Source organism: Streptomyces sp. Inha503 (genome assembly GCF_047215865.1).
Classification (GTDB): Bacteria; Actinomycetota; Actinomycetes; order Streptomycetales; family Streptomycetaceae; genus Streptomyces; species Streptomyces lycopersici.
Genome location: NZ_CP178360.1, coordinates 703,243 through 726,061, shown reverse-complemented (window position 1 = coordinate 726,061; position 22,819 = coordinate 703,243). Strand labels below are relative to the sequence as shown.

Genomic DNA, 22,819 nt, shown 5'->3' with positions numbered 1-22,819 from the left:
AACGGGCTGGTGCCTCAGCCCTTGACCGCCCCGGAGAGCATGCCGCGGATGAACTGCCGCTGGCAGAAGACGTACAGGCCCACGACCGGAACGGAGATCAGCACCGCCGCCGCGGCGAGCAGGTTGACGTGCACCAGATAGCGGCCGGAGAAGGCGCCCAGGCCCAGCGTCATCGGCTGGTGAGCCGGATCGGAGACCAGGATCAGGGAGAGGAAGTAGTCGTTCCAGGTCCACATGAAGTTGAGCAGGACGAAGGTGACGATCGCGGGCCGGGAGATCGGCAGATAGATCCGCCACAGCGCGCTCCAGGTGCCGGCGCCGTCCACCTGAGCCGACTCGCCGATGCTGGACGGCACCGTGCGGAAGGCCGCGCGCATCCAGAACGCGCCGAAGCTCACTCCCGTGCCCACATGGGCGAGGATGATGCCCTGGTAGGTGTCGGTCAGTCCCTGCGACTGGAAGTCGTAGTACAGCGGGACGACGATCGCCTCCAGGGGGATCATGATCCCGAAGAGCATCAGCGGAAAGAGCAGCTTTTCTCCCACCACCCCCAGCACTCCGAAGGCGTAGCCGCTGAGGATGGCCAGCACGGTCGAGACGGCCACCGCCGTACCGGTGATGATCAGGCTGGACTTCAGATACTGCGTGAGGCCGGCCTGCTGCCAGGCATCGGTGAAGTTGGACCACCGCATATGACCGAGGTCCAGTGTCCCGGTGATCTCGGGGCTCACCGCGACGCCCAGGGTCCAGATCACCGGGAAGAGCACCGCGGCGGCGAGCAGGGTCAGAAAGGCGTAGTTGAAAACCTTTTCCCGCGTGGAGATCATCAGTCGTCACCTTCGGAGAGCTTGACCACGGCCAGCGACACGATCAGCGCCACCACCGCCAGTACCACGCCGATGGCGCAGGCCGCGCCGACGTCCGGATTGCTGAAGGCCCTCTTGTAGAGCACCACGGTGGGGGTGATGGTGGAGGTTCCCGGGCCTCCCTTGGTGGTGAGCCAGACGATGTCGAAGACCCTGATCGCACCGAGCAGGGTGAGGGTCAGCGCCACGGCGAGCTGTCCGCGCAGGCCCGGCAGGGTCACGGTGAAGAACTCCCGTACCGGGCCCGCCCCGTCCATGCGCGCGGCGTCGTAGAGCTCGTTCGGGATGTTCTGGGCTCCGGCCGCGAACAGCACCATGCACAGCCCGAACGCCCCCCAGGTTCCGGCCAGGCCGAGGGCGGGCAGCGCCCAGGTGAAGTCGCCCAGCCAGCCACGGGTCAGCCCGCCCAGGCCGAAGGCGGTGAGCACGCTGTTGAGGGGCCCGTCCGGGGCGTAGATCTGCTTCCACACCACCGCGACGACGGCCGGGGTGAGCACCTGGGGGAGGAAGATGATCCAGCGGTAGACCCCGGCACCGCGGGTGTCCTTGCGTGCGGTCAGTGCCGCGCTCACCATCCCCAGGATGACCGGCAGGAGGGAGAAGAAGACAATGAAGAACAGGGTGTGGCCGACCGCTTGACGCAGCGTGGGATCGGAGAAGAAGTCGGTGTAGTTCTCCACTCCCGCCCAGGTGGCCGCCGTGATTCCATCCCAGTGGTAGAAGGACAGATTCACCCCCTGCCCGGCCGGCAGCAGCACTACGCAGGCGTAGATCAGCAGTGCGGGGGCGAGATACACCAGCCCCAGCCAGCGGCGGCGCCGGCGCGAGGACGACCGAGCGCGGTTCACGCGCCGCGGGGGATGGACGGCTTCGCGGCCCGCGGTGGCGGTGGCGGGCGCGGTCACGGCGACGGCCTCGGATGCGCGGCTTTCGTTGAGTGTGGCCATGGCTACCTCGCCAGGCCCTTCACAAAGGCGGTGGCATCCTCGTCGGCGGCGGTGACCACCGCTTTCGGCGTGGACTTTCCGGCCAGCGTGTTCTGCATGGCGCGGTTGATGGTGTCCAGCATCGTCGGTGTGGTCCAGTCGAGATAGGGCACGGATGTGCCTCCGTCGATATCTGCCTGGCGATGGCCACATCGTCGGTGAACAGCGGGTTCCCCGCGGGGGCCTTCACATCCGGGTGCAGCAGCGGCATCGTCTCGTGCCGGACGGCGAGCTTGGCCGCCTGCTCACTGGCCGCGAACTGGAGGAAGGCCGCGGCGGCGTCGGCGTGCTTGGACTTCGAGGCGATGGAGAAGTTGGTCGCGGAGGAGGCCGTGGCCACCGGCTTGCCGCCGTCCGCACGGGGCAGCACGAACGAACCGAAGCCCTTGGACTGCCCCGGCTTGAACGGCAGCGAGCCCGAGTAGTTGAAGTGGAACAGGCCTTTGCCGTTGACGAAGGACTGGGCGGCGTCGTCCGCGGCGGTCCCGGCGTAGTCCTTGACCAGGTAGCCCTTGTCGGCCCACTGCTTGAAGGCGGACACCGCCTGCGGGAAGCCGGTCTGGGCGATCTTCACATCGCCGTGCGAGTAGACGAAGTCGGAGATCTTGCTCTGCGCGCCCAGGGCGTCCATCAGCGAGAAGAGCGGCATGGTGATGCCGACCTGGTCCGAGGTGCCCACCGTGACGGGGGCGATGCCGCCCGCCTTGGCCTTGGCGAGAGTGGCCTGGAATTCGGCGTAGCTGTGCGGGACCTTGGCGTCGATCTTCTTGAGCAGGGCCCGGTTGTAGTAGACCTCGATCAGTGAGGCACGGGCGACCGGGGCGCCGAACAGCGAGCCGGTGCCCATCTGCCTGCCGTCGGGGCTGAACTCGTGCTCGCTCAGGATGGACTGCGGAAAGGCCTGCTTCCATCCGTAGGCCTTGGCGTAGTTGTCCAGGTTGAGCACCAGCCCGCCGCGTACGAGGGTTCCCAGCGACTGCCAGCCGTTGTTGGCCGGGACGATGTCCGGGGGGTTGGCGGACTTCAGCTTGAGCGGCAGGGCGGCCATCACCTGGTCCCAGGGCAGTGAGTTCCGCTCGATGGTGATGTTGGGGTACTTCTTCTCGAATGCCTTGACGACGTCCTTCATCCAGACGTTGTCAGGGTCGCCGGTGAAGTAGTCGAGGATGTGCAGCGTGACCTTGCCCATCGCGGCTGGATCGGTGGTGACCGCGCCGGGTTTGGCGGAGTTGTCCGCACTGTTTCCGTTGGTGCCCGGCATACAGCCGGCGAGCAGGCCGGCCGCCGCCAATGGCGCCAGTACGCCGGCGATCCGTCGAGTTCTGCGGTGCGAGACCACGGTGTCTCCTGTCCTCGATGGGATGTCCCGAAAGCCCGGATGCGGGCGAGCCTAAAACGCAGCAGACCACTTAGTCCAGATGTAGGAAGCTGGTTTGTTTGTTCCACTCGGCAGACCAGTCTTGGTAACGTAGGGGCATGACGAGCGTGGAGGACACCAGGGCGGGGGCCGCCGTCGCGCAGACCTACCGCCGACTCAGCGAAGCATTGCGCCGCGGGGTCTATGCAGCGGGAAGCCGGCTGCCGGGGGAGCGGGACCTCGCCGCGGACCTCGGAGTCAGCCGCTCCACCCTGCGCCTGGCGCTGGGCCGGCTGGCCGAGGAGAACAAGCTGGAACGCTCTTCGCAGCGCGGCTGGTTCGTCCGCCGTAACGTCGTCGGCGAACCGCCGAGCACCCTACAGAGCTTCTCCGAGATGGCGCGCGCCCGCGGGCTGCGCCCGCAGTCCGAGGTACTGCGCAGCCGCGCCCGCCCGGCCACCTTCGAAGAGGCCGAGCAACTCTCCGTCGCTCCCGCCTCGCAGGTCCTCGAACTGCGTCGGCTGCGCCGTATGGACGGCGTGCCGGTGTGCGTGGACGCCAGCGTGGTGGTCCTGGCCCTCGCACCCCGGCTGGCCGAGATCGACCTCACCGACCGTTCCCTGTACGAGACCCTGGAGCAGGACTGCGGGCTGCGTATCGCCCGCAGCTCCTACACGGTCCACGCGGCGGCGGCCGACCAGGCCACCGCCCAACTGCTGGACATCGAGCCGGGTGACCCGGTGCTGATCGGCGAGGAGCTGACCTACACCGACGACGGCTCGCTGGTGCTGACGGGCCGGATGGTCTACCGCAGCGATGCCTACCGATTCCAGGCCGACCTGTTCCGCCCGGTGCGCCCCTGACGCCGCCTCCGGCGGCGAACGCCGGGGGCGCCGCGCCTCACGTGGCCAGGAACTCCCGGGGCGGCAGGCTCCCCGTCACCCTCTCCAGCACGGCGTCGGCCACCGGCGGGTCCGCCAACGCCACCCCGCCCTCGGCGAGGGCGTCCAGCAGCGCACCGGCCACCGGTGGCAGGGAGCCGCGGTGCAAAACCGCTCCGGGTACGTGCGCGGGCAGCTCCGCCAGCAGCGCGTCGGCGACCGGGGAGCCCTCCGCCATCAGCACCGAGCCCGACAGCACGACGCTCACCGGCCCTCCCGCCCGCACCAGCCCGGTCCGCCGCGCGGCCACCCCGGCGTACTCGGCCAGATGGCGTCCTTGGGCGCGGATGATCTCCACGGCCGCCGGATCACCCGCCGCGGCCACCGCCCCGACCACCCGCGCACAGCTGTTCCGCTCGCGGCCCGAGGCACGCCCCTCACGACGCGTCAGCCAGTGGTTCAGGGCCGCCACGGTGGACTTGCCGTAGTGCGCGAGCAGGGCCTCGGTCAGGGCGGTCGGCGGGCCGAGCCCCAACTCGGCCAGGAACACCGCCCGGAACGCCTCGTTCGCCAGGCCCGTGGCGCCCATTCCGTACTGGCCCCACCAGCCCATGTCCCACAGCTCACCGCCGGGGCCGCGAGCGGCGATCGCCCCCGACGTCCCGCCGGTCACCGAGATGCCGACGCCGCGGGCATCGCCGCACCGGATGGCGGCATAGCCGTCGTTGAGGATGCTGCGCCCGGTCAGAGCGCCGGGACAATGACGCGTCAGCGCGGTGTCCCAGTAGTCCTGGTCCTCGGGCCAGTCCACCCCGGCCAGCCGGAAGGCCGCGCTCCCGACGTCCCGGATCTCCGCCCCGGCCTGGGCCAGGGCCGCCCGCACCGCCGCCAGCACCTCGGACACGGCGGTCTCGGGGGTCGGCGCTCCGTAGATGTCCCCACACTCCGAACGCCCGGCGCCCACCACCTCACCGGAGGCGGTGGACACCAGGGCCGCGGTCTTGCTGTTGCCCGCGTCCACGCCCAGGTAGAGCGCGGACGCGGGACGTGCCGTCTGAGTCCGCGTCACGGCAGCAGACGCTCCGGGAGCCAGGCCCGCTGCGCCGTGGCCAGCTCGGCGTACAGCGCCTCGGCCACCGGCAGCGAGGGCACCAGCGGATTGGCCGTCATGGCTCGGACGGCGTCCGCGGCGGTGCCCTCCCAGGCCGCCTTGGCGGTGAGGATCTGGTACTCGGCCAGCTGCTGGACGATGCCACGCACCGAGTGCGGCAGCGGCTTCTGCTGCTCGGGGTGGAAGCCGGTGCCGTCCACCGTGCCCCACAGCTCCACGACGGTCGACTCTTCGAATCCGGGCAGCCAGCCGCCGGTGTTGGTGATGTTGAAGGGGAGGCGCGCCGGGGCGTCGTTGTAGAACGCGCTGATCGCCTCGATGGCCAGCTCCAGCTCGTGGATCCCGCCGCGCGAGCGGTCCTTCTCCAGCTGCGGGGTGTCGGAGGCGGCCTGCTCCCGGTAGTGCTCCCAGTAGTCGGGCAGCGAGTCCAGGATGACCTCGGAGCGGGTCTTGGCGGCCAGCTGCCGCTCGCGCAGGATCTCGTCCTTGAAGTAGTAGTAGTTGAAGTAGTCCGAGGGAATGGACTCCATCGCCACCGCCAGGTGCAGCGCACGCATGCCGTTGCGGTCCTCGGTGGGCTTGTCCTTCAGCGCCTCGTAGCGCTCGCGCAGGATCGGGAAGGCGTCCTGCCCGTCGTAGGTCGCCTCGTTCGACCAGCAGTTGTGGTTGACGCCGGCGAGGTTGGCCTTGAGCTTGTCCGGGTCGAGCCCGGCGGCCTTGGCGACGACCGGCGGGAAGACGATCGGGCCCTCGCAGAAGGAGACGATCGGGATGTCGGTGTAGTCGGAGACCGCCTGGGAGACGATGTTGACCGGATTGGTGTAGTTGAAGATCCGGGCGCGGGGCGCGACGTCGGCGAGGTTGGCGCAGACCTCCTTGATGATGTTGATCGAGCGCAACGCCATCATCATGCCGCCCGGCCCCTGCGTCTCCTGGCCGATGACCCCGTACTTGAGCGGGATCCGCTCGTCCAGCGCACGGGCCTCGAAGCCGCCGGGGCGGTAGCTGCTCAGCACGGCGTCGACGTCGCGCAGGCCCTCACGCTGGTCGGTCGCGGTGCTGATGGTGATGTCGAGGCCCGCGTTGCGGGCCATCTTCTCGGTGATCGTCCGGACCACGTCGAGCCGGTCCTGATCGAGGTCGATCAGCACGAACTCGGAGCCGTCGAACTCCTTGCCGTGGTGCATGAAGGAGGCCATTGTCCCCGCTCCACGCGAGGAACCACCACCGAGGTAGGCAATCTTGACGCGAGCCATCGATCCTCCAGGATCTCTTGGTGATACAGCTTGGGATTCCGATGTGAGCCGCGGCTTCAGAGCGAGGTGAGCGCCGCTGAGGCGGCCACCGCCGCCTGGTCGAGGTAGAGCCGCGGGTGCGCGCAGTCGGCGAAGACGGTGGCCGGCCAGTCGGCCTCGTACCCTTCCGCCCGGGCGAGCCGCGCCGCCGCCTTGCCCTTGTCGCTGCCGTGGGCCACCATCACCACCCGCTTGGACCACGTACGGATGGTGTCGATGCCGACCGTGACCCCGTGGCGGGGAACGTCGTCCAGTCCGCCGAACGTCGGGAAGGTCGCCAGGTTGTCGGTCCTGGTCCGTTCGCCGAGCGGGACCACCCTGGTCCGCGAGTCCGCCGGGCTGCCCGCCGGGTTGAAGGCGATGTGCCCATCGCTCGCCCCGGAGGCCAGCAGGAACAGATCGATCCCGCCGAGCTCCGCGATCCGCAGGTCATAGGCCTCGGGATCGCCCGGATCCGGCCCCCACAGCCGCTCCGGCGCGATCCCCCGTCCCGGCCCCGCCGCGGCGTTCATCCGCCCCACGATCTCCTCCCGCCCGAAGCGAAGGCAGCTGTGCGGCAGTCCGGAGTCGATGGCGCGGTACTCCCGGCCGGGCGAGGCGAGCGGCCTGGCCTCGACGTACTCGTCCATCATCACGATGACGACGTGTCCCAGGTCCAGCCGCCGCGCGGCCACCTCGTCCGCCAGCGCCCGGTAGGTGCTGGCGGCACTGCGCCCGCCCGGGCACCCGAGCGCATACGGCCGTCCCGCTCGCGCGGCATCCTCGATTTCCACGGCGATCTCCGCGGCCAGCTTGCGCCCCAGGGCCTCTGGGTCCGGGAAGACGATCGGCGACACCCGCACAGGAGGAACTCCCTCTCGGTCAACTCTTTCGCAGACCAGTTACGCCACTGACCATACTGTGGTCTGACTGGTATAGGCAATGCTCAAAAGGTGACGTCGTGGAGAGATGGGCAGCAGGCGTCCGGCGCGGTCCCCGTCCATGACCAGGCCGTCTACGACAAGCCCGCCGCGCAGGCCGGTACCGGTGGCCCGTGCAGAGGGCCCCTAGCGCACGCCTTCCCAGAGCCGGCGTTCCTCTTTCCGCGGGTCGTCCAGCAGGGCGCGGTCCGCGGCGAAGACGTGCGTGGTGCGGGTGGTGATGTCGTACGCGGGCCAGCCGGGGTCGCCGGTCTTCGCGAAGGAGACCCACGCTCCGTGCAGGCGTCCGCGAGGTCCTGGGGCGGGCGGTCGCCGAGGACCGGGCGGTAGGACGGGTCCCGGAGGCGGTCGAAGACGAAGGCCAGTTCCAGCGTGTGGCATGCGCCGAGGCGGGCGCGGAACCGCGGGGAGCGCCAGGCGAACCCGTACAGGTACGAGCCCGGGACGGACTCGGCCAGACGGATGGCGGGGATCCGGTAGAACCAGTCCGTCGCCACCGCGGCCAGGAGATCGCCCGGGGTGGCACCGGGGCGGGTGGCGCGGTAGCGGGGGAGTGCCCGGTCCGGGTCCAGGCCATAGGCGGCCGTCCCGGCACGCAGCGCCGTCTCGGAGACGGTTTCCAGGCGCTCCGTGGGGACCAGGAAGAAGCGGTATTCCTCGCTATTGCTGCCGATCAGGAGGTCGACGCCGCAGTCGGGGCCGGGAAGGGGGAGATCGGCCGCCGCCGGTTCGAACGGCATGATGTTGAGCACCGCCTCGCCCCACAGTGCCGGGTCCGGGCGCGCGCCCATCTCGGCGCGGAGTTCTGCCTGCGCCGGGAGGAGGTCGGCCAGGGGGACCGCGGCGAAGGTGTCCGGGGCCGGCTCGACGCCGAGCTTCGCGGCCAGACGGGAGGCGATCCGGGCCGCCGAGGCGGGGCGCAGGAAGTGGTGGCACGCGCCGCTCTCCAGGATCGCCCGGCGGAACAGGCCGCGTGCCCCGCCGGTGGACAGCAGGACGCCGATGCTCATCGCCCCCGCCGATTCGCCGAAGACGGTCACCTGATCGGGATCGCCCCCGAAGGCGGCGATATGGGCGCGGATCCAGCTCAGGGCCGCCACCTGGTCCAGCAGGCCGCGGTTGTCGGGCACGCCGGGCAGACGCAGGAAACCTTCCGCACCCAGGCGGTAGTTCAGGGTGACGCATACGACCCCGTCGCGGGCGAAGGCGCTGCCGTCGTACGCCGACGCCGACCCCGCGCCATTGGAGAAGGCCCCTCCGTGCAGCCACACCATCACCGGCAGACCCGCCCCCGGCTCCGGCGCGGGGGTCCAGATATTGAGGTTCAGACAGTCCTCACCGGGGATGACGTCGTCCGGCACGAGGGCGTCGAAGGGCGGTGCATAGGGCGCGTGTGGCGCGGTGGGACCGTAGGCCGTGGCATCGCGCACTCCGGTCCATGGTTCGGGCGGGGCCGGCGCGCGGAAGCGGCGGGGGCCGAAGGGCGGGGCGGCGTAGGGAACGCCCAGGAAGGACGCCACACCGTCCGGGGAGACACTGCCGCGGACGGCACCCAGGGCGGTGACGCACACCGTCATGCCGACAGGACCTCCAGCAGCGCCGCGCCGAACTCCTCGGGCCGCTCCAGATGCACCGCGTGCCCGGCGTCGGACACGACCACCTCCCGCACCGTACCGCCCCCGGCCGCGTAACGGTTCAGCACGTGGCGGGTCTGCGCCACCATCGGCTGGGCGGGCGTCCCGCCCCAGCCCGGCACCGCGCCGATCGCGCCCAGGTGCGCCAGGTCGAACAGTGGGGTGTCCGAGATGATGACGTCGTCCTCGCCACGGATCCACAGGATCGGCGGCTTGGGGTCGACCAGATGCAGCCCGTCGAGGCGGAAGTGGAGCGGGGACACGCAGTTGAGGACTCCCCGGGTGCCGGGTGCGACGCCCGGCCAGACGGGGGAGGCCACGCTGTCGCCCGGGTAGTGGTCGTCGCCGGTCCGCGTGGTGAGCATGGCCTCGACATACGCGTCCTCGTGCCCGGAACGCCATGGTGGCTTGAGGTAGTAATTCGCCAGGACGGCGCGGGGTGAGAGCGGGGAGCCTTCCCCGCGGTCGCCCGTGGCGAGCCGCGCGACCAGCTCCGGGTTGGCCGTGCCGCCGCCCGAGCCCGCCCCGTCCGGGGAGTTGAGGGCGCCGTCCACCCCGTGCGTGCCACCGAAGCCGTACGGGGAGACCGGGTTGACCAGGGTCAGGGAGCGCACCGCGGCCGGGTGGTCGCAGAGGTACTGGAGCCCCACGCCTCCGCCCATGGACCAGCCCACCAGATGCGCCCGGTCGATCCCGAGGGCGCCCAGCAGCGCCGCGAGGTCGTCGACGTGGTCGCGCAGGCCGCGCGTGGCGTCGATGGGCAGTGGGTCGGTGCCGCCGAAGCCGCGGAGGTCCGGTGCGACGGGGCGGTAGCGGTCCGGCAGCAGGCCCCCCTCGTCCCGGACCTCGGCGAGCTGGACGGTGAGCCGCCCGGTGGGCACGCGTCGGGTGCGGATGACGTTCGTACTCGTGGTCATGTGCCGTCCTCTACGGATCCGTCAGAAGGGCCCTAGGCGAGCCAGGCGGCGACCTGGGCGGCGGCGGAGGTGTCCCAGCCCAGTTCGAGGTGGTTGGCGCCGACGATGGTGGCCGTGCCGCCGACCGTGGGGATGCCGGTGGTGTCGAGTGCGCTGGCGATGAAGACGACACCGTCGCTGGGGGCGCGGTTCTCGTTGAAGATGCCGAGGACATTCGGGGATCCACCGGCCAGCAGATAGGTGGTGACGGTGGCGGGTACCCCGGCGTTGTGCAGCGGCTCGATCAGTGAGCCGGCGTCGATGGCGGCCTGGATGCCGCTACCGGCCGTGTACAGGCCCTGGCCGCCGTAGTACGTGGTGTACCAGTCCTGCGCGGCGCCGTCGACTCCGTAGACCCCGTCCCAGCGGGCCAGCATCTGGCGCTGGCCGGGGTAGTCGTCGTACCCGCCGGAGGGGGTCATCGAGAACTCGGGGTGCGCCGTGTACGTGCCGTAGCACGTCATGTGCGAGTGCGGGGAGGGCGCGTTGACCCTGCCCCCGCATTCGGGCCAGATGGAGAAGTCGTGCGCCCAGCCGTGGGCGTACGGGTAGTCGTAGCCGCCGTTCGGGCCGCCGAGGGTGATCAGCTTGCGCACGTCGCCGGCGTAGGCCCGCCCCCAGCTCGGCTTCAGGGGCGACACGTAGGCGCGGGCCGACATCTGGCCCTTGCTCCAGCCGACGAGGTCGACCTTGCCGACGCCCAGCTTCGCCTTGATGACGGCGATCGCGTCGCCGACGATCTGCGCCTGCATCAGGTTGTCGCCCTGCTTGTGCGCGAAGCCGACGGCGAAGACCCGGTGGCCGCGCGCGGACAGGTACTGCATCAGCCCGGTGGACGGACAGGAGGCCGCGCCGCAGCCGTAGCCGCCCGCCTCGCCCGGATTGGCCCAGGCACGGTCCGCGGTGTCGTTCGCGCCGTGGACCAGGAGCACGGGCGTGGCACGGGCGCCGGTGTCCCAGCCGGGGGCCGAGTAGAGCAGGAAGCGGCCGGAGTACGGGCGGGAGACGCCGCCGAAGTACGTTACGCGCTGTCCGTCCTGGTCACCGCGGCCATCCGGCGGGTAGCCCTCGGTGCGGAATCCGGCGGTTGCGTCGAGATAACGCTCCACGCGCTCCCAGCCGCCCGTGACCACACCGGCGCCGTAGCTCGCCTCCTGGGTGAGGTAGGAGGGCGGCTCGGCGGCGGAGGCGGTGCCTCCGGTGGCCGACGGCCCGGCCACCACCGCCATCAGGAGGGCGAGTAATAACCGCCATCGGCCTGCCCGGTTTCGTCGGCACCGCATGTTCCGAACCCCCTCGTCGAAGGTTTTCACCCACACTGCCCCGCTCGGCGCACACGCTAGGGAAGGGCTGTCGGAAATGGCATGTGCGCGCGCTCCATAAGGAAGGCGGTCCGTGTGGGGACGGCGGCTGCCGTTCGGCTTGACCAGCACCCGCGCGAGTGTGTCAATCGAACGGGAGAACACCCTTCGCGTGGTCACCTTGATCATGGCATCTGTGATCGCGCTGTGCGCATCGGCTGCTGGTCTTCTCCAGCGTGATGGGCGTGTCGGCGAAGGTGCGCCGGTTGCGTTCAGGTGAGGGAGGCCGGCGGTGGCACGTCATGCGAGGGTCGCTCAGGCAGGGGCCGGGGATGGACGGCCTGCTTCATCACGATGGTCGAGTTGAGGCCGCGCACCCCCGGCAGATGGATGAGCACAGATTCATAGAGGCGCTGGTAGGACGGCAGGTCGGCACTGACCACGCGGATCAGGTAGTCCGGTTCTCCGAATAGCCGCTGAGCCTCGATGATCTCGGGAACGTCGGCGAGTGCGGCGTCGAACTCGGTGACCGCGTCGGGGCGGGTGAGCGTGGCGAAGAGCAGGACCTCGAATCCGAATCCCATGGACGCGGCATCGACCACGGCTCGGTAGCCACGAATGATCCCGGCCGCCTCCAGTTCCCGGACGCGTCGCTGGCACCTGGACACACTGAGCCGGACCTTATCGGCCAGATCAGTGAGCGTGATCCGCCCCTCGGACTGTAGGCGGGCAATAATTTTGCGGTCGATGGCGTCCACGCATGAGATTCTAGCCCTCTATGGCATCTAGTAGGCAAAGTTCACAAACACTTTGCCCCTCGTCATGGCTAGCATCCAGCCATGGCAACCGACACCCCTCGTGACCTGGCACAACAGCACGTCGCCGTAGAGACGGCGGGATCGGTCTTCGACACCGTCGTGGACCGCAGGAATTCCAACTCCATGAAGTGGGCCTACGCTCGTCAACTGCTGGCGGCCGACGAAGTCGCGGCCGACCCGCTGCCGATGTGGGTCGCCGACACCGATTTCAAGGCCCCCCAGGCCGTGCTCGACGCTCTCCACCAGGCCGTCGACCACGGTGTCTTCGGCTACCCCGGCGGCGCGACCGACAGCTACCTCGACGCCGTGACCGGCTGGCAGGCCGCGCGGTTCGGCTGGGAGGTGCCGCGGGAGTGGGTGATACAGACCGCCGGCATCATCACCACGCTCAAGACGGCTGTGCAGGCGTTCTCCGCGCCGGGCGACTCGGTCCTGATCCAGCCGCCGGTCTACGCCCACTTCCACAACGACGTCCTGCTCAACGGCCGTCACCTCGCGTTCGCACCGCTGGAGCGGACGGACGACGGGTACCGGTTCGACGCCCGGACGTTCGAGGCCGCCATCCGCCCCGACACCAAGCTGTTCATTCTCAGCCACCCCCACAACCCCACCGGGAACGTGTGGACCGAGGACGAGCTGCGGACCATGGGCGAGATCTGCGCCCGGCACGGTGTCCTGGTCATCTCCGATGAGATCCACCAGGACCTCATCGTCAACCCGGACAGGAAGCACATCCCGTTCGCCTCACTCGGCCCCGAGTTCGCACGTAACAGCATCACCTGCACAGCCCCCAGCAAGACGTTCAACCTCCCCGGCCTACAGAGCGCCAACGCCTTCATCCCCGACCGCAGGCTGCGCGAGGAACTGGCCCGGCAGTACGAGCGGAACCTGTTCCCACTGGTCAACGTGCTGGGCATGGTCGCCGCCGAAGCGGCCTACGCGCACGGTGAGCCGTGGCTGGAGGAAATGCTCACCTATCTGCGCGGCAACCACACCCACTTCGCCCAGTCGGTCAACTCCGCCACCTCCAAGGTGCGGGTCCTGCCGGCCGACTCCCTGTACCTGGCGTGGATGGACTGCCGGAACCTCGGGATGGACGCCGAATCCCTGGACAAGTTCATGCTCACCAAGGCGCGGCTGTGGCTGGACAAGGGACAGAAGTTCGGGATCGAGGGCCACGGCTACATGCGGGTGAACCTGGGCTGTCCCCGCTCGACGGTCGACGAAGCAATAGACCGGCTGCTCACGGCCGTCGGAAAAAGCCTCTGAGCTACACCCGGTCGGGCAACCTGCTTCGCACGTCCGGGCAGCCGCCGCTGCGGTACGGAGCCCTGGTCGTCGGTGCGCTGGGCGAGGCGGGCAAGCACGCCCGCTCCGCCGTCGGCGTCGCCGCCCTGCCGATGCGGGCCCCGGTCGAGATCGAAGCGGTCATCGCCACCGTCTGAGACGGCCTCTCCGAGTGCGAGACACCCCTACGCGCCCGTGGCCGGCCACGGGCGCGCGCCGCAGCGTCCCCGCTGCGGCTTTCGCGTACCTGCACGTCCCTTCGTCAGAGCACCACCCTCTTCGCCCAGGGAGCAGTGACATGACCGCAAGCGCCGCGAAGGACTACGAGAAAGAAGATCTCAAACGGGATCTCAAGAGCCGGCACGTCCAGATGATCGCCATCGGCGGGGCGATCGGGACCGGTCTGTTCTACGGCTCCGGATCGGCGGTCGCCACCGCCGGCCCCGCCATCATCGTCACCTACGTCGTCGCCTCCGTCGCGATCTACTTCGTCATGCGGGCCCTGGGCGAGATGTCGGTGGAGGAACCGGTCTCCGGCGCCTACATCTCCTACGCCAACCGCTACATCCACCGGTTCGCCGGCTTCCTGAACGGATGGAACGCGTTCATCTTCCTTCTTGCCACCACCGCGGCCGAACTCAACGCCCTCGGACACTACGTCCAGTACTGGTTCCCCGCGGTACCGATCTGGGCGACGGCGGCGGTGGCGGTCACCGTAATGTTCGTCGTCAACGTCGTCGGGGTGAGGTTCTACGGTGAGGCGGAGTTCTGGTTCGCCATCGTCAAAGTGGTGGCGATCATCGCGCTCATCCTCTTCGGCTTCGCCATGGTCTTCTTCGGCGTCGGCAACGGAGGGCAGGCGATCGGCCTCGGACATCTCCACGACCACGGCGGCTTCTTCCCCAATGGTGTCGGTGCCGCATTCCTCGCCATCGTCATGGTCGCCTTCTCCTTCGGCGGCGTGGAGAACCTCGGCATCGCGGCAGGCGAGACCAAGGACGTCGCCACGACCATGCCGAAGGCCGTCAACGCGACCTTCTGGCGCCTCATGATCTTCTACGTCGGTGCCATCACCGTCCTCGTCACCGTCTTTCCCTGGACCTCACTGACCGGCTCGGGCAGCCCCTTCGTCACGGTCTTCGCCAAGATCGGCGTACCGGCCGCAGCGACCATCATGAACGTCGTCGTCATCACTGCCGTCCTCTCAGCGGTGAACTCCGCCGTCTTCACCAACAGCCGCACCTTCTACAACCTGTCGCTGCAAGGCAACGCGCCCAAGTTCCTCGGCACGGTCAGCGACAGAAACGTTCCGTCCAGGGCGGTCACCGCGGTGTTCGTGACGATGGCCGCCGGCGTGCTGCTCAACCTGCTGATGCCCGACCAGGTCTTCACGGTCTTCTCGTCCGTCACCGTCTTCGGCCTGATATGCGCCTGGGGATCCATCGTGATCAGCCACCTCAGGTTCCGGAAGGTCAAGGTCCTGAGCGGTCAGGCTGACAGCATCCGTTACAAGATGCCGCTGCACCCGTACAGCAACTACCTTGCCCTGGCGTTCATCGCAGCCGTCCTCGTCTGCATCGCCATCCTCCCGGACACCCGCGTATCCCTGGTCGTCTCCGGCGTCTGGGTCCTGGTGGTATTCGCCGCCTACACCTTCTACACCAGGAACCACAAGCAGCGGCCCAGCAGCGATGCGTCGGCTCAGGAGCCGAACCCACCGGGACAACCGGAACAGCTCCACCGCACCGACCCCGGCGGATAGCAACCCCAACGCGCGTCCCGCGTGGGCTGATACCCATCGGTGCGGGCCATACAAGACAGTGATGGAGGCATTCGGCTCCGTCCCCTACCGGCTTCCGAATCGGCTCTCTACAGTGGCGGCGATGTGCCGCCACTTGCCGCGCCACCTCGGACATTCATCCCTCAGCGGTCATCTCGAGGAGGAGTCATCTACGAGCTGGAAGCGCTGCTGCGTGAGTACGACCGTGCCCGTGGCTACACCGACGAGCTGTGGAAGGACCTGACCCCGGACGAGGTGATCTGGCGGCCGCGCGAGGACTTCAGCGCCATCGGATGGCACCTCGGCCACCAGGCCCACGTCGCCCACTTCATGATCCGCAATCTCACCGCGGCCGAGCCCAGCCCCGATCCCGCTCTGGACTCCCTCATGGACTCCGCGTTGCCGGAACACTTCCGGGGTGCGCTGCCGACGGTGCGTCGGCTCACCGCCTTCAGGGAAACCGTCGCCGAGCGGGTGCACGCCCGCATCGGTGACATCGGGGCCGGAAAGGTGAGTGCCCCCACGCAGATGACCATCGTCGCGACGCATCTGCTGACCGCGCTCATCAATCATGAGTACCAGCACGACCAGTGGATCGGCGAAGTCCGCTCCGAGCACCTCGGACATGCACTGCCCACCGACCCGGACTCCGACCATGTCCGCCGTATCGACGGCTACCTTGTCCTGCATCCCTACGCGTGACGCGCGAAGCGCGACCGGCCCGACCATGACCGGGCGTGACGTGTGGTGATGTCAGTCGCTCTCCGGTTCAGCGCAGCGACCGGTTGCGGATGTAGGCCGAGGGTCGCACACCCTCGCGCTCTGTGCGCCGCCCACATGTCACCGGTCGCGCCGTACAGAAGCGCACGGTCCGCGGCTCAGATCCTTTATGGGCAAGCGTGGACGTCTCAGGAGAGAGCCCTCATAGGCACCGACTATGTCAATATTCACCGGGACCTTCTACCGGACACCGTTATCGAGCCATCGCCGACCGAGACAGCGGTATCGGCGAAGTGGATGCCCCTCTCCCGCAGAACGCTCTCGCGGCGGCGGGTGTCGAGGAAGTGGGCGCTGCCGCCATCGATGATCTCGCCCGCTTCCAGCAGCGGGGCGAACTCGTCGATGACGGCGTCGGCCGCGGCACCCGCCGGCAGGGTTGTGGACAGCGACGGTGTAGCCGTAGAGGGCCAGTTTCCAGCCCATTGCCGCGAAGCCGGTGATGCGGGCGGCTGGTTGGTGAAAGCGCCGCGGGCCAAGTGCTCCTACGCCCTGGTGGGCGTCCTTGGGAGAGCAACGGTGTCGGGGCCAGCCCGACCGTCGGGTCTCATTGCGGACGTACCAGGGGCAGGAGCGGCTACTGGGCTGCGGCTGCCTGGTCGGCCTGGTCGAAGAACTTCATGGCCATGAAGCCGTGGGCGTAGCCGCCACCCGCGCGCATCGCGGCCGCGATCATGGTGGTCTCCGCCAGTTCCTCCTGGTCGCGCCCTCGGCGTGTGCGGCCTTGGTGACCCGTCGATGTGGCTGAGCCGGTCCGAGGCCGGGTCGGGCGGGACCGCGTGGCCGAGGTTGTCGGCACGGACCTCGCTGGGCCACTGGTCGTGCCGGCACTCGTGGTTGGTCAGTGCGGTCAGCAGGTGGGTGGCGATGACGGCCGGCTGGATGGGGCGCCGGCCTCGACGGCGGCGATGTCGCCGATGACGTCGCCGGTCCGGAGGCTCGCGAGCAATGCGCGGCGGTGGTCTGTCCTGCTGGTAACTCTGAAAGGGATCAGGCGGCGTCGTAGACGCGCACGTCGGGGGCCGCCTTCAGCAGCGGGGACAGATCACCGACCACATCGTGGGTGAACAGATCGCTCTCCAGGTACGCCTTCGCGTCGGCCACGGTCCGAAAGCCGTGGAGAACCTGAACGTCCTCCTCGCGGACGAGGAGCTCCTTGCTGATGGCCCCGGGGGCGGTGTCCAAAAACGGCTGCTTGTGCTTCTCATACACGCCCGCAGCTGCGACGCGATCGGCCGGGTCCACCTGAAGCGTGATCTCAAGATATGCCATGGTTATGCCTCACTCGATTGGCTTGAGAGAGCGGAGCGGTGAGTACCGCAACGTGCCTGCCAAGTTAGGCACCCCAGGGGGAGTCCGGTAGGGGCTCCCGTTGAATCTGGTTATAAGCGATGCATATGGGCTATCGGCGGGCGGCCGCGAGGCTGTCGGCAACGCGGCGAAGGTCCGCGCCGAGCGGCGAGTCGCCGCTCCAGACCGCTTCGAAGGAGATCTGCACCTCACGTCCCTCGTCCACCAGCGGCCGGTGCCGCACGTCGGGCGAGGTGAGCTTGGAGCGGGGAATCATGGCCGAGCCCAGGCCGAGCTTGGTCCAGTCCTCCAGGACTTGGTAGCTGGCGGCTTCCCCGGGATACGTACGCAGGGGCAGATCATGTGCCTGGAAGAGCTGCGTGGTGAACGTGGTCAGGCCGCAGGTGTCCGGCACGAGGATGAACTGCTCCTTGCCGGCTTCTTCCAGTTCGATCGGAGCGTCCTGAGCGGAATCGGGGCTCACGACGACGATCGGCTCGACATCGATGACCCGGTGCTCGAAGCGCGGCATCGCGGCCACGGCCGGGATCAGAATGAGGTCGAGCTGCCCGGCCAGCAGGCACTCACGCAGATCCTGCATATTCGCCTCGCGCAGCACGAGGTCGCGGGGCACGGGCAGGTCGCGAACCATGCCGAACGCCCGGGCGACCAGGTGCGAGCCGGTCAGGGGCGAGACGCCCATGCGGATCTTCTGCTCGCCGGGGTCGTTCAGCCGCCTGGCCTCCGCCGCGACAGCGTCGAGCGCGACCAGGGCGCGCTCGATCAAGGGCAGGATCCGGGCGCCGAAGGCGGTCTGGGTCACGCCGCGCGGCGACCGGTCGAACAGCCTCCCGCCGAGGCGCTCCTCCAGCTTGGCGATGCCGTTGGACAGGGCGGGCTGGGTGACGCCGTACGCCCGTGCCGCGGCGCTGAACGACTTGGTTTCGGCGACTGCCTCCGCGTACCGGAGTCCTTCGAGGTTCAGACGCTCCATCGCCATAGCCATGCCTTATCGCTCCATTCACTGATGTCCCCTACCGGGCTCGCTCTCCTCTGCCTACGGTTGGGCCCCGCTGATTCAGCATAACCAACCGCTATGTCCATCGTCCCGTTCGAAATGGAAAGGCGCCATGCCAGACACTGCCGTGACCATGGTCGTGACCGAGCCCCGTGGCCCCCTCCGCCACTTCGTGCGCGAGACGACATCCCCGATCGGCGATTGGGTGCGCGTGTCCGTCACGGCGAGCGGTGTGTGCAACGCCGACATCGGAACGGCCCAGGCCACCGGCGCGGGTACATCCCTCCCGGTCACTCCGGGGCACGAGGTCGCCGGTGCCATCGCCGAGCTGGGAGACCGGGTCGAGGGCTGGGCGGTCGGGGACCGTGTGGCCGTCGGCTGGTTCGGCGGCAGCTGCGGGCACTGCGCGTACTGCCGAGTGGGCGACGTCGTCCACTGCCCCGAACGCAAGGTGCCCGGCCTGTCCTATCCGGGCGGCTGGGCCCAGAGCATCACCGTCCCGGCCGACGCGCTCGTCCGCATCCCCGACGAGCTCGACTTCTACGACGCGGCCCCGTTCGGCTGCGCGGGCGTGACGACCTTCAATGCCGTGCGCAAGGCCGGCACGCGCGCGGGCGGACGGGTCGCCGTGTTCGGGATCGGCGGGCTGGGGCACCTCGCCGTCCAGTTCGCGGCCAAGTTCGGTTACGAGACCATCGCCATCGCCCGCGGCGGCGACCGCGAGAAACTCGCCCGTGACCTCGGCGCCCACCACTACATCGACAGCGACGCCCAGGAGCCCGGAGCCGCCCTGAAGGAACTCGGCGGCGCCGATCTCATCGTGTGCACCGCCTCTTCCACAGCCCCCGTCGAGGCCCTCCTCACCGGGCTCAACGCGCACGGGCAGCTCACCCTCGTCGGCGTCGACGCCGGGTCCCTGACTATTCCGGCGGCTCAGCTCGTCATGAACGGCCACGCCCTCACCGGACACCTGACCGGCGGCCCGCGCGATACAGAGGAGGCGATGGCGTTCGCCGTCACCCATGACGTGCGCCCCATGATCGAGCGCATGCCGCTGAAGCAGGCCGATGAAGCCGTGACCCGGCTGCGCTCCGCAGCGCCCCGCTTCCGCATCGTCCTGGACACCACAGGCAACGACTGACCAACCCCTCCCGGCCGCTGCCGGATGCCGAAACCCACTGACGACAGCGGGGTTCGGCCTGATCAGAAAGGAAGCCACATGTCCCACCGGGACAGCCGCGACGTGATCGTGGTCGGCGCCGGCGCCTCGGGACTGGCCGCGGCCACCGCCTTGCACGCCGCCGGTCGTGACACGCTCTGCCTGGAAGCCCGCGACCACACCGGCGGACGCCTGCTCTCCGCCCCCACATCGCACCCCGAGCGTGCCCTCGACCTGGGAGCCACCTGGTTCTGGGACGGTGAGGAGCGGGTGCGGGCCCTGGCCGCACGCGCCGGCATCGAGACCTTCGCCCAGCACCTCGCCGGTGACACTCTTCTGGAGGAGACCACCGGCACACGCCGCCTCGCCGGCAACCTGATGGACGTCCCCTCCCGCCGTTTCGCCGCCGGATCCCAGAGCATCGCCACCGCCCTCGCCGCCGCACTGCCCGCCGGATCCGTGCGGCTGAACACGCCCGTCACCGCCATCCACCCGGACGGTCAGGGCGGCCTCGCCGTGCTCACCCCAGCCGGAACCGTGCACGCCGAACACGTCATCCTGGCCATCCCGCCGGCCCTGGCGCTGGAGCGCGTCGACTTCGGCGGCGCGCTGCCCGCCGACCTGGTGCGAGTCGCCCGGGCCACCCCGGTCTGGATGGGGGCCGTCGCCAAGGTCGTCGCCCAGTACCGGGCAGCGTTCTGGCGGGAGGAGGGGCTGGCCGGTGCGGCGTTCAGCAGGACCGGCCCACTGCAAGAGATACACGACTTGTCAGGGCCCGACGGCCGGCCCGCCGCGCTCTTCGGATTCGCGCACGCGCGCAGGGTCCGAGCGGGATTCGACAAGGCCGTCGCCACACAACTGGGGCGGCTCTTCGGGCCGGCCGCGGCCACCCCCGACGTCCTGCACGTGCAGAACTGGAGCACCGAGCAGTTCACGTCCCCCTCCACCGTGCAGCACCTGGCCGACTACTCGCTCTTCGGCCATTCCCTCTATCAGCGGCCGGCGCTGGACGGCCGACTGCACTGGGCGTCGACCGAGACGGCGACCGACCACGCCGGGCACATCGAAGGCGCCCTCGCGGCAGGAGAACGAGCGGCACAGTCCGTACTGACGGCGCCCGGCGCCCCGAACAGCCGCGACAAGCGGTTCGCCGACTGGCCGTAGAGACGGCCGACGGGCCCGTAGCGATCAACGCCGATGGCCCGCGTGTTCTCGTCCCTGGACGTCGGAATCACCCTGATCGCCCGCGGGTCCCACAGCAGCCCGGTGCGTCCTCGACGAATGCGGTGAGGCGGCAGAAGCAGGAAGCTCCGACATGTACATCGGCGGCACCCACCGCGATGTCGCGCTGGAGCGTGCGCTGCCGCGCCTCGTCGTGCCGACCGAGTTGGGTGAGGCATTCGTGGTAGCCGTGCAGGCTCCACACGTTGTTCGGGTGGGTGCGCCACCCGGTCAACTCGCCAACGCCGTGTCGAAAGTCGCCCTTGCGGTACTCGAGTTCGCCGTCCAGCATCGCCGTGGCCACTTCGAGGACTTCGACCTCCTTCGCGGGCAGAGCGCTGAAACGGGTCTCCGGGACGGCCGCCCGCGCGGGAGTTCGAGGTCGAGGATCTCCTAACAGCGGCCGAAGCGGATCAACACATGCGCCAGCGTGGTGCGGTAGCCCTCGGCCAGGTCCGCCATCGACCACCGGCCATAAGCAATGGCTATACGGCTATTCAGCAGGGTTCTCTACCTCGCGGTGTCAGGTGCAACTACCGTGAGCAGCCGATTTCGAAATGACATTCGATGTGACTCGGACTCCTCACCTACCTGCGCCACGCGCACGTCGCTGACGTGGCCAACAGCGCCACTTCGGACGTGAAGGTGTTGCCGGCCGACTCCCTCCACCTCACGCGGATGGACTGCCGCGAACTCGGGATGGACCGTCCGCCGCCTGACCACGGCCGTCACGGAGTTGTGAAACGCCGAGGCAGTCACACCCCGCAACGTACGTCAACCAACCGCCTGATCAGAGGAGTTACAGAAGGATGGCCAGCGCGCAGCAGGCAGAAGCGGTGCCGTGGCAGGCGGAAGCGCAGGTGGTCGCCGCCCAGAAACGGACGGTCCGGCTACTGGCAGCCGCTCAGATCGTCGGTGGCGTGGGGGTCGGTGTGGCGTCGTCGCTCGGCTCCCTGCTGGCCGAATCCGTCGGACAGAGCGAGACCTACGCCGGGCTGGCCCGCACGGCCATGGCGGCGGGCGCCGCCGCGGTCGGCGTGCCGCTCGCCTTCATCGCCCAGCGCCGGGGGCGCCGGTCCTCGCTGAGCGCGGGATGGCTCGCGGCCGCCCTCGGCGGCTTCATCCTCATTGCCGCCGCCGTCCTGGAGTCGATACCTCTGCTGGTCGTCGGCATGTTGCTGTTCGGGATCGGGAGCGCGACGAACCAGCAGAGCCGGTACGCCGCCGCGGACCTGGCCATGCCCGACCGGCGGGCCCGGGCGCTGTCCATCGTGGTGTGGTCGACGACGATCGGCTCGGTGATCGGACCGAATCTCGCCGATCCTGGAGCCGCCGTCGCGTCGGCGCTGCACCTACCCCCGCTGACCGGGGCATTCCTCCTGGCTTCCGTGTGCATGACGCTAGCATCGGTACTGCTGTGGGCCTGGCTCCGGCCCGACCCGCTGGTGCTGTCCCGGCGACGGCCGGAGGGTGAAGCGGAGCCGCCGAAGACCGGAGCGTCGGCGGCGGTCCCGTCGGACTCGATGGGCGACACGCTGCGCATGGTCCGAGAGCATCTGCGCCGCGCGCCGCGCGCGGCCTTCGCTTTCCTGGCGATCGTCGTCGCCCACACCATCATGGTGGCGGTGATGACGATGACCCCGGTGAGTATGGCCAGGCACGGAGAGACGCTCACCGTCGTCGGGATCACCATCAGCGGACACCTGCTGGGCATGTACGCGTTCTCACCCGTCGTCGGGTGGCTCGCCGACCGGTTCGGCCATCTGCCGGTCGCCCTCGCCGGGCAGGCGATATTCGTCGTCTCCGCGCTGCTGTCGGGCCTCAGCCATGGCTCGGTCGCCATGGTGATGGCGGGGCTGCTCCTGCTGGGGCTGGGCTGGTCCTTCAGCCTGGTGGCAGGCTCCGCCTTGCTCAGCGAAGCGACGCCCGCACGGTTGCGGCCCGGGGTGCAGGGCACCGCGGACACGGTGATGAATGTTGTCGCAGCGGTTGGAGCCAGCTTGTCCGGGCCTCTCATGAGAAGCATCGGCTTCGGCGGACTCAACGCGATCGCGGGCATACTCGTGCTGCCTGTCGTCGTCTGTAGCTTCCGCCTCGCCCGCATCCGCACGGGATATGGTCAGTGGCCGAGGGGTGGACTTGATTCAAAACCCTAACCGGTG

The 22,819-nt window shown here is 69.2% G+C and carries 20 protein-coding genes and 1 pseudogene; 7 read left to right on the top strand and 14 right to left on the bottom strand.

The window, feature by feature from the left end:
- Positions 1–14: 14 nt before the first annotated feature.
- From ACJX2R_RS03265 to ACJX2R_RS03255, 3 genes are read right to left on the bottom strand one after another with little or no spacing between them, the layout of a single operon-like run.
- Positions 15–827: a carbohydrate ABC transporter permease gene (locus ACJX2R_RS03265; protein ID WP_413098657.1), complete on the bottom strand. Its 813-nt coding sequence runs from the start codon at positions 825–827 to the stop codon at positions 15–17.
- Entirely contained in the window at positions 827–1,813 is a 987-nt protein-coding gene (locus ACJX2R_RS03260; RefSeq protein WP_413098656.1) for a carbohydrate ABC transporter permease, read from the bottom strand. The genes ACJX2R_RS03265 and ACJX2R_RS03260 overlap by 1 nt, the downstream gene beginning before the upstream one ends.
- A 19-nt stretch (positions 1,814–1,832) precedes the next feature.
- Complete coding sequence (locus ACJX2R_RS03255; RefSeq protein ID WP_413098655.1) at positions 1,833–3,191, bottom strand: ABC transporter substrate-binding protein; 1,359 nt, start codon at positions 3,189–3,191, stop codon at positions 1,833–1,835.
- A 137-nt stretch (positions 3,192–3,328) separates the two neighbouring features.
- Here ACJX2R_RS03255 and ACJX2R_RS03250 point away from each other — a divergent pair, with 137 nt between their 5' ends.
- Entirely contained in the window at positions 3,329–4,072 is a 744-nt protein-coding gene (locus ACJX2R_RS03250; RefSeq protein ID WP_413098654.1) for a GntR family transcriptional regulator, read from the top strand.
- Between the two features lie 37 nt (positions 4,073–4,109).
- On the opposite strand, the gene ACJX2R_RS03245 is transcribed toward ACJX2R_RS03250, so the two are convergent.
- From ACJX2R_RS03245 to ACJX2R_RS03215, 7 genes are all read right to left on the bottom strand, one after another.
- A complete protein-coding gene (locus ACJX2R_RS03245; protein WP_413098653.1) occupies positions 4,110–5,159 on the bottom strand; it encodes a BadF/BadG/BcrA/BcrD ATPase family protein in 1,050 nt (349 codons plus the stop codon).
- A complete protein-coding gene (locus ACJX2R_RS03240; RefSeq protein ID WP_413098652.1) occupies positions 5,156–6,457 on the bottom strand; it encodes a hypothetical protein in 1,302 nt (433 codons plus the stop codon). Before ACJX2R_RS03240 ends, ACJX2R_RS03245 begins: the two co-directional genes overlap by 4 nt.
- 56 nt (positions 6,458–6,513) lie before the next feature.
- Entirely contained in the window at positions 6,514–7,338 is an 825-nt protein-coding gene (locus ACJX2R_RS03235; protein WP_413098651.1) for a 6-phosphogluconolactonase, read from the bottom strand.
- A 152-nt stretch (positions 7,339–7,490) separates the two neighbouring features.
- Complete coding sequence (locus tag ACJX2R_RS03230; RefSeq protein ID WP_413098650.1) at positions 7,491–8,993, bottom strand: carboxylesterase/lipase family protein; 1,503 nt, start codon at positions 8,991–8,993, stop codon at positions 7,491–7,493.
- Positions 8,990–9,967 (bottom strand): alpha/beta fold hydrolase, encoded by a 978-nt coding sequence (locus ACJX2R_RS03225; protein WP_413098649.1) that lies wholly within the window; start codon positions 9,965–9,967, stop codon positions 8,990–8,992. Before ACJX2R_RS03225 ends, ACJX2R_RS03230 begins: the two co-directional genes overlap by 4 nt.
- A 32-nt stretch (positions 9,968–9,999) precedes the next feature.
- Positions 10,000–11,235, bottom strand: coding sequence for an esterase/lipase family protein (locus ACJX2R_RS03220; protein WP_413098648.1), 1,236 nt, complete (start codon positions 11,233–11,235; stop codon positions 10,000–10,002).
- Positions 11,236–11,579: 344 nt separating this feature from the next.
- Positions 11,580–12,065, bottom strand: a complete 486-nt coding sequence (locus ACJX2R_RS03215) for an Lrp/AsnC family transcriptional regulator (RefSeq protein WP_413098647.1) — start codon at positions 12,063–12,065, stop codon at positions 11,580–11,582.
- An 81-nt stretch (positions 12,066–12,146) separates the two neighbouring features.
- Here ACJX2R_RS03215 and ACJX2R_RS03210 point away from each other — a divergent pair, with 81 nt between their 5' ends.
- The 3 genes from ACJX2R_RS03210 to ACJX2R_RS03200 all read left to right on the top strand — a co-directional run bounded on the left by ACJX2R_RS03210 (position 12,147) and on the right by ACJX2R_RS03200 (position 15,894).
- The gene (locus ACJX2R_RS03210; RefSeq protein WP_413098646.1) at positions 12,147–13,394 is read left to right on the top strand and encodes a MalY/PatB family protein; all 1,248 of its coding nucleotides are present in this window, start codon (positions 12,147–12,149) and stop codon (positions 13,392–13,394) included.
- A 316-nt stretch (positions 13,395–13,710) separates the two neighbouring features.
- On the top strand, positions 13,711–15,174 hold the full coding sequence (locus ACJX2R_RS03205; RefSeq protein ID WP_413098645.1) for an amino acid permease: 1,464 nt from the start codon (positions 13,711–13,713) through the stop codon (positions 15,172–15,174).
- Between the two features lie 186 nt (positions 15,175–15,360).
- Entirely contained in the window at positions 15,361–15,894 is a 534-nt protein-coding gene (locus ACJX2R_RS03200; protein WP_413105761.1) for a DinB family protein, read from the top strand.
- Positions 15,895–16,175: 281 nt separating this feature from the next.
- Here ACJX2R_RS03200 and ACJX2R_RS03195 read toward each other — a convergent pair.
- The 3 genes and pseudogenes from ACJX2R_RS03195 to ACJX2R_RS03185 all read right to left on the bottom strand — a co-directional run.
- Positions 16,176–16,358, bottom strand: a pseudogene (locus ACJX2R_RS03195) (NAD(P)-binding domain-containing protein); the annotation flags it as partial.
- A gap of 601 nt (positions 16,359–16,959) precedes the next feature.
- Positions 16,960–17,241 carry a hypothetical protein gene (locus ACJX2R_RS03190; protein ID WP_413098644.1) on the bottom strand — a complete coding sequence of 94 codons (282 nt, stop codon included), beginning with the start codon at positions 17,239–17,241 and terminating at the stop codon, positions 16,960–16,962.
- A gap of 130 nt (positions 17,242–17,371) precedes the next feature.
- Positions 17,372–18,265 carry a LysR family transcriptional regulator gene (locus ACJX2R_RS03185; protein WP_413098643.1) on the bottom strand — a complete coding sequence of 298 codons (894 nt, stop codon included), beginning with the start codon at positions 18,263–18,265 and terminating at the stop codon, positions 17,372–17,374.
- A gap of 124 nt (positions 18,266–18,389) precedes the next feature.
- On the opposite strand from ACJX2R_RS03185, the gene ACJX2R_RS03180 reads away from it, so the two are divergent.
- On the top strand, positions 18,390–19,418 hold the full coding sequence (locus ACJX2R_RS03180) for an alcohol dehydrogenase catalytic domain-containing protein (RefSeq protein ID WP_413098642.1): 1,029 nt from the start codon (positions 18,390–18,392) through the stop codon (positions 19,416–19,418).
- A 78-nt stretch (positions 19,419–19,496) separates the two neighbouring features.
- Positions 19,497–20,600 (top strand): flavin monoamine oxidase family protein, encoded by a 1,104-nt coding sequence (locus ACJX2R_RS03175; RefSeq protein ID WP_413098641.1) that lies wholly within the window; start codon positions 19,497–19,499, stop codon positions 20,598–20,600.
- Positions 20,601–20,667: 67 nt separating this feature from the next.
- Here ACJX2R_RS03175 and ACJX2R_RS03170 read toward each other — a convergent pair whose 3' ends face one another.
- Positions 20,668–20,961: a hypothetical protein gene (locus ACJX2R_RS03170; protein ID WP_413098640.1), complete on the bottom strand. Its 294-nt coding sequence runs from the start codon at positions 20,959–20,961 to the stop codon at positions 20,668–20,670.
- Positions 20,962–21,466: 505 nt separating this feature from the next.
- On the opposite strand from ACJX2R_RS03170, the gene ACJX2R_RS03165 reads away from it, so the two are divergent.
- Positions 21,467–22,813 carry an MFS transporter gene (locus ACJX2R_RS03165; protein ID WP_413098639.1) on the top strand — a complete coding sequence of 449 codons (1,347 nt, stop codon included), beginning with the start codon at positions 21,467–21,469 and terminating at the stop codon, positions 22,811–22,813.
- Positions 22,814–22,819 lie beyond the last annotated feature (6 nt).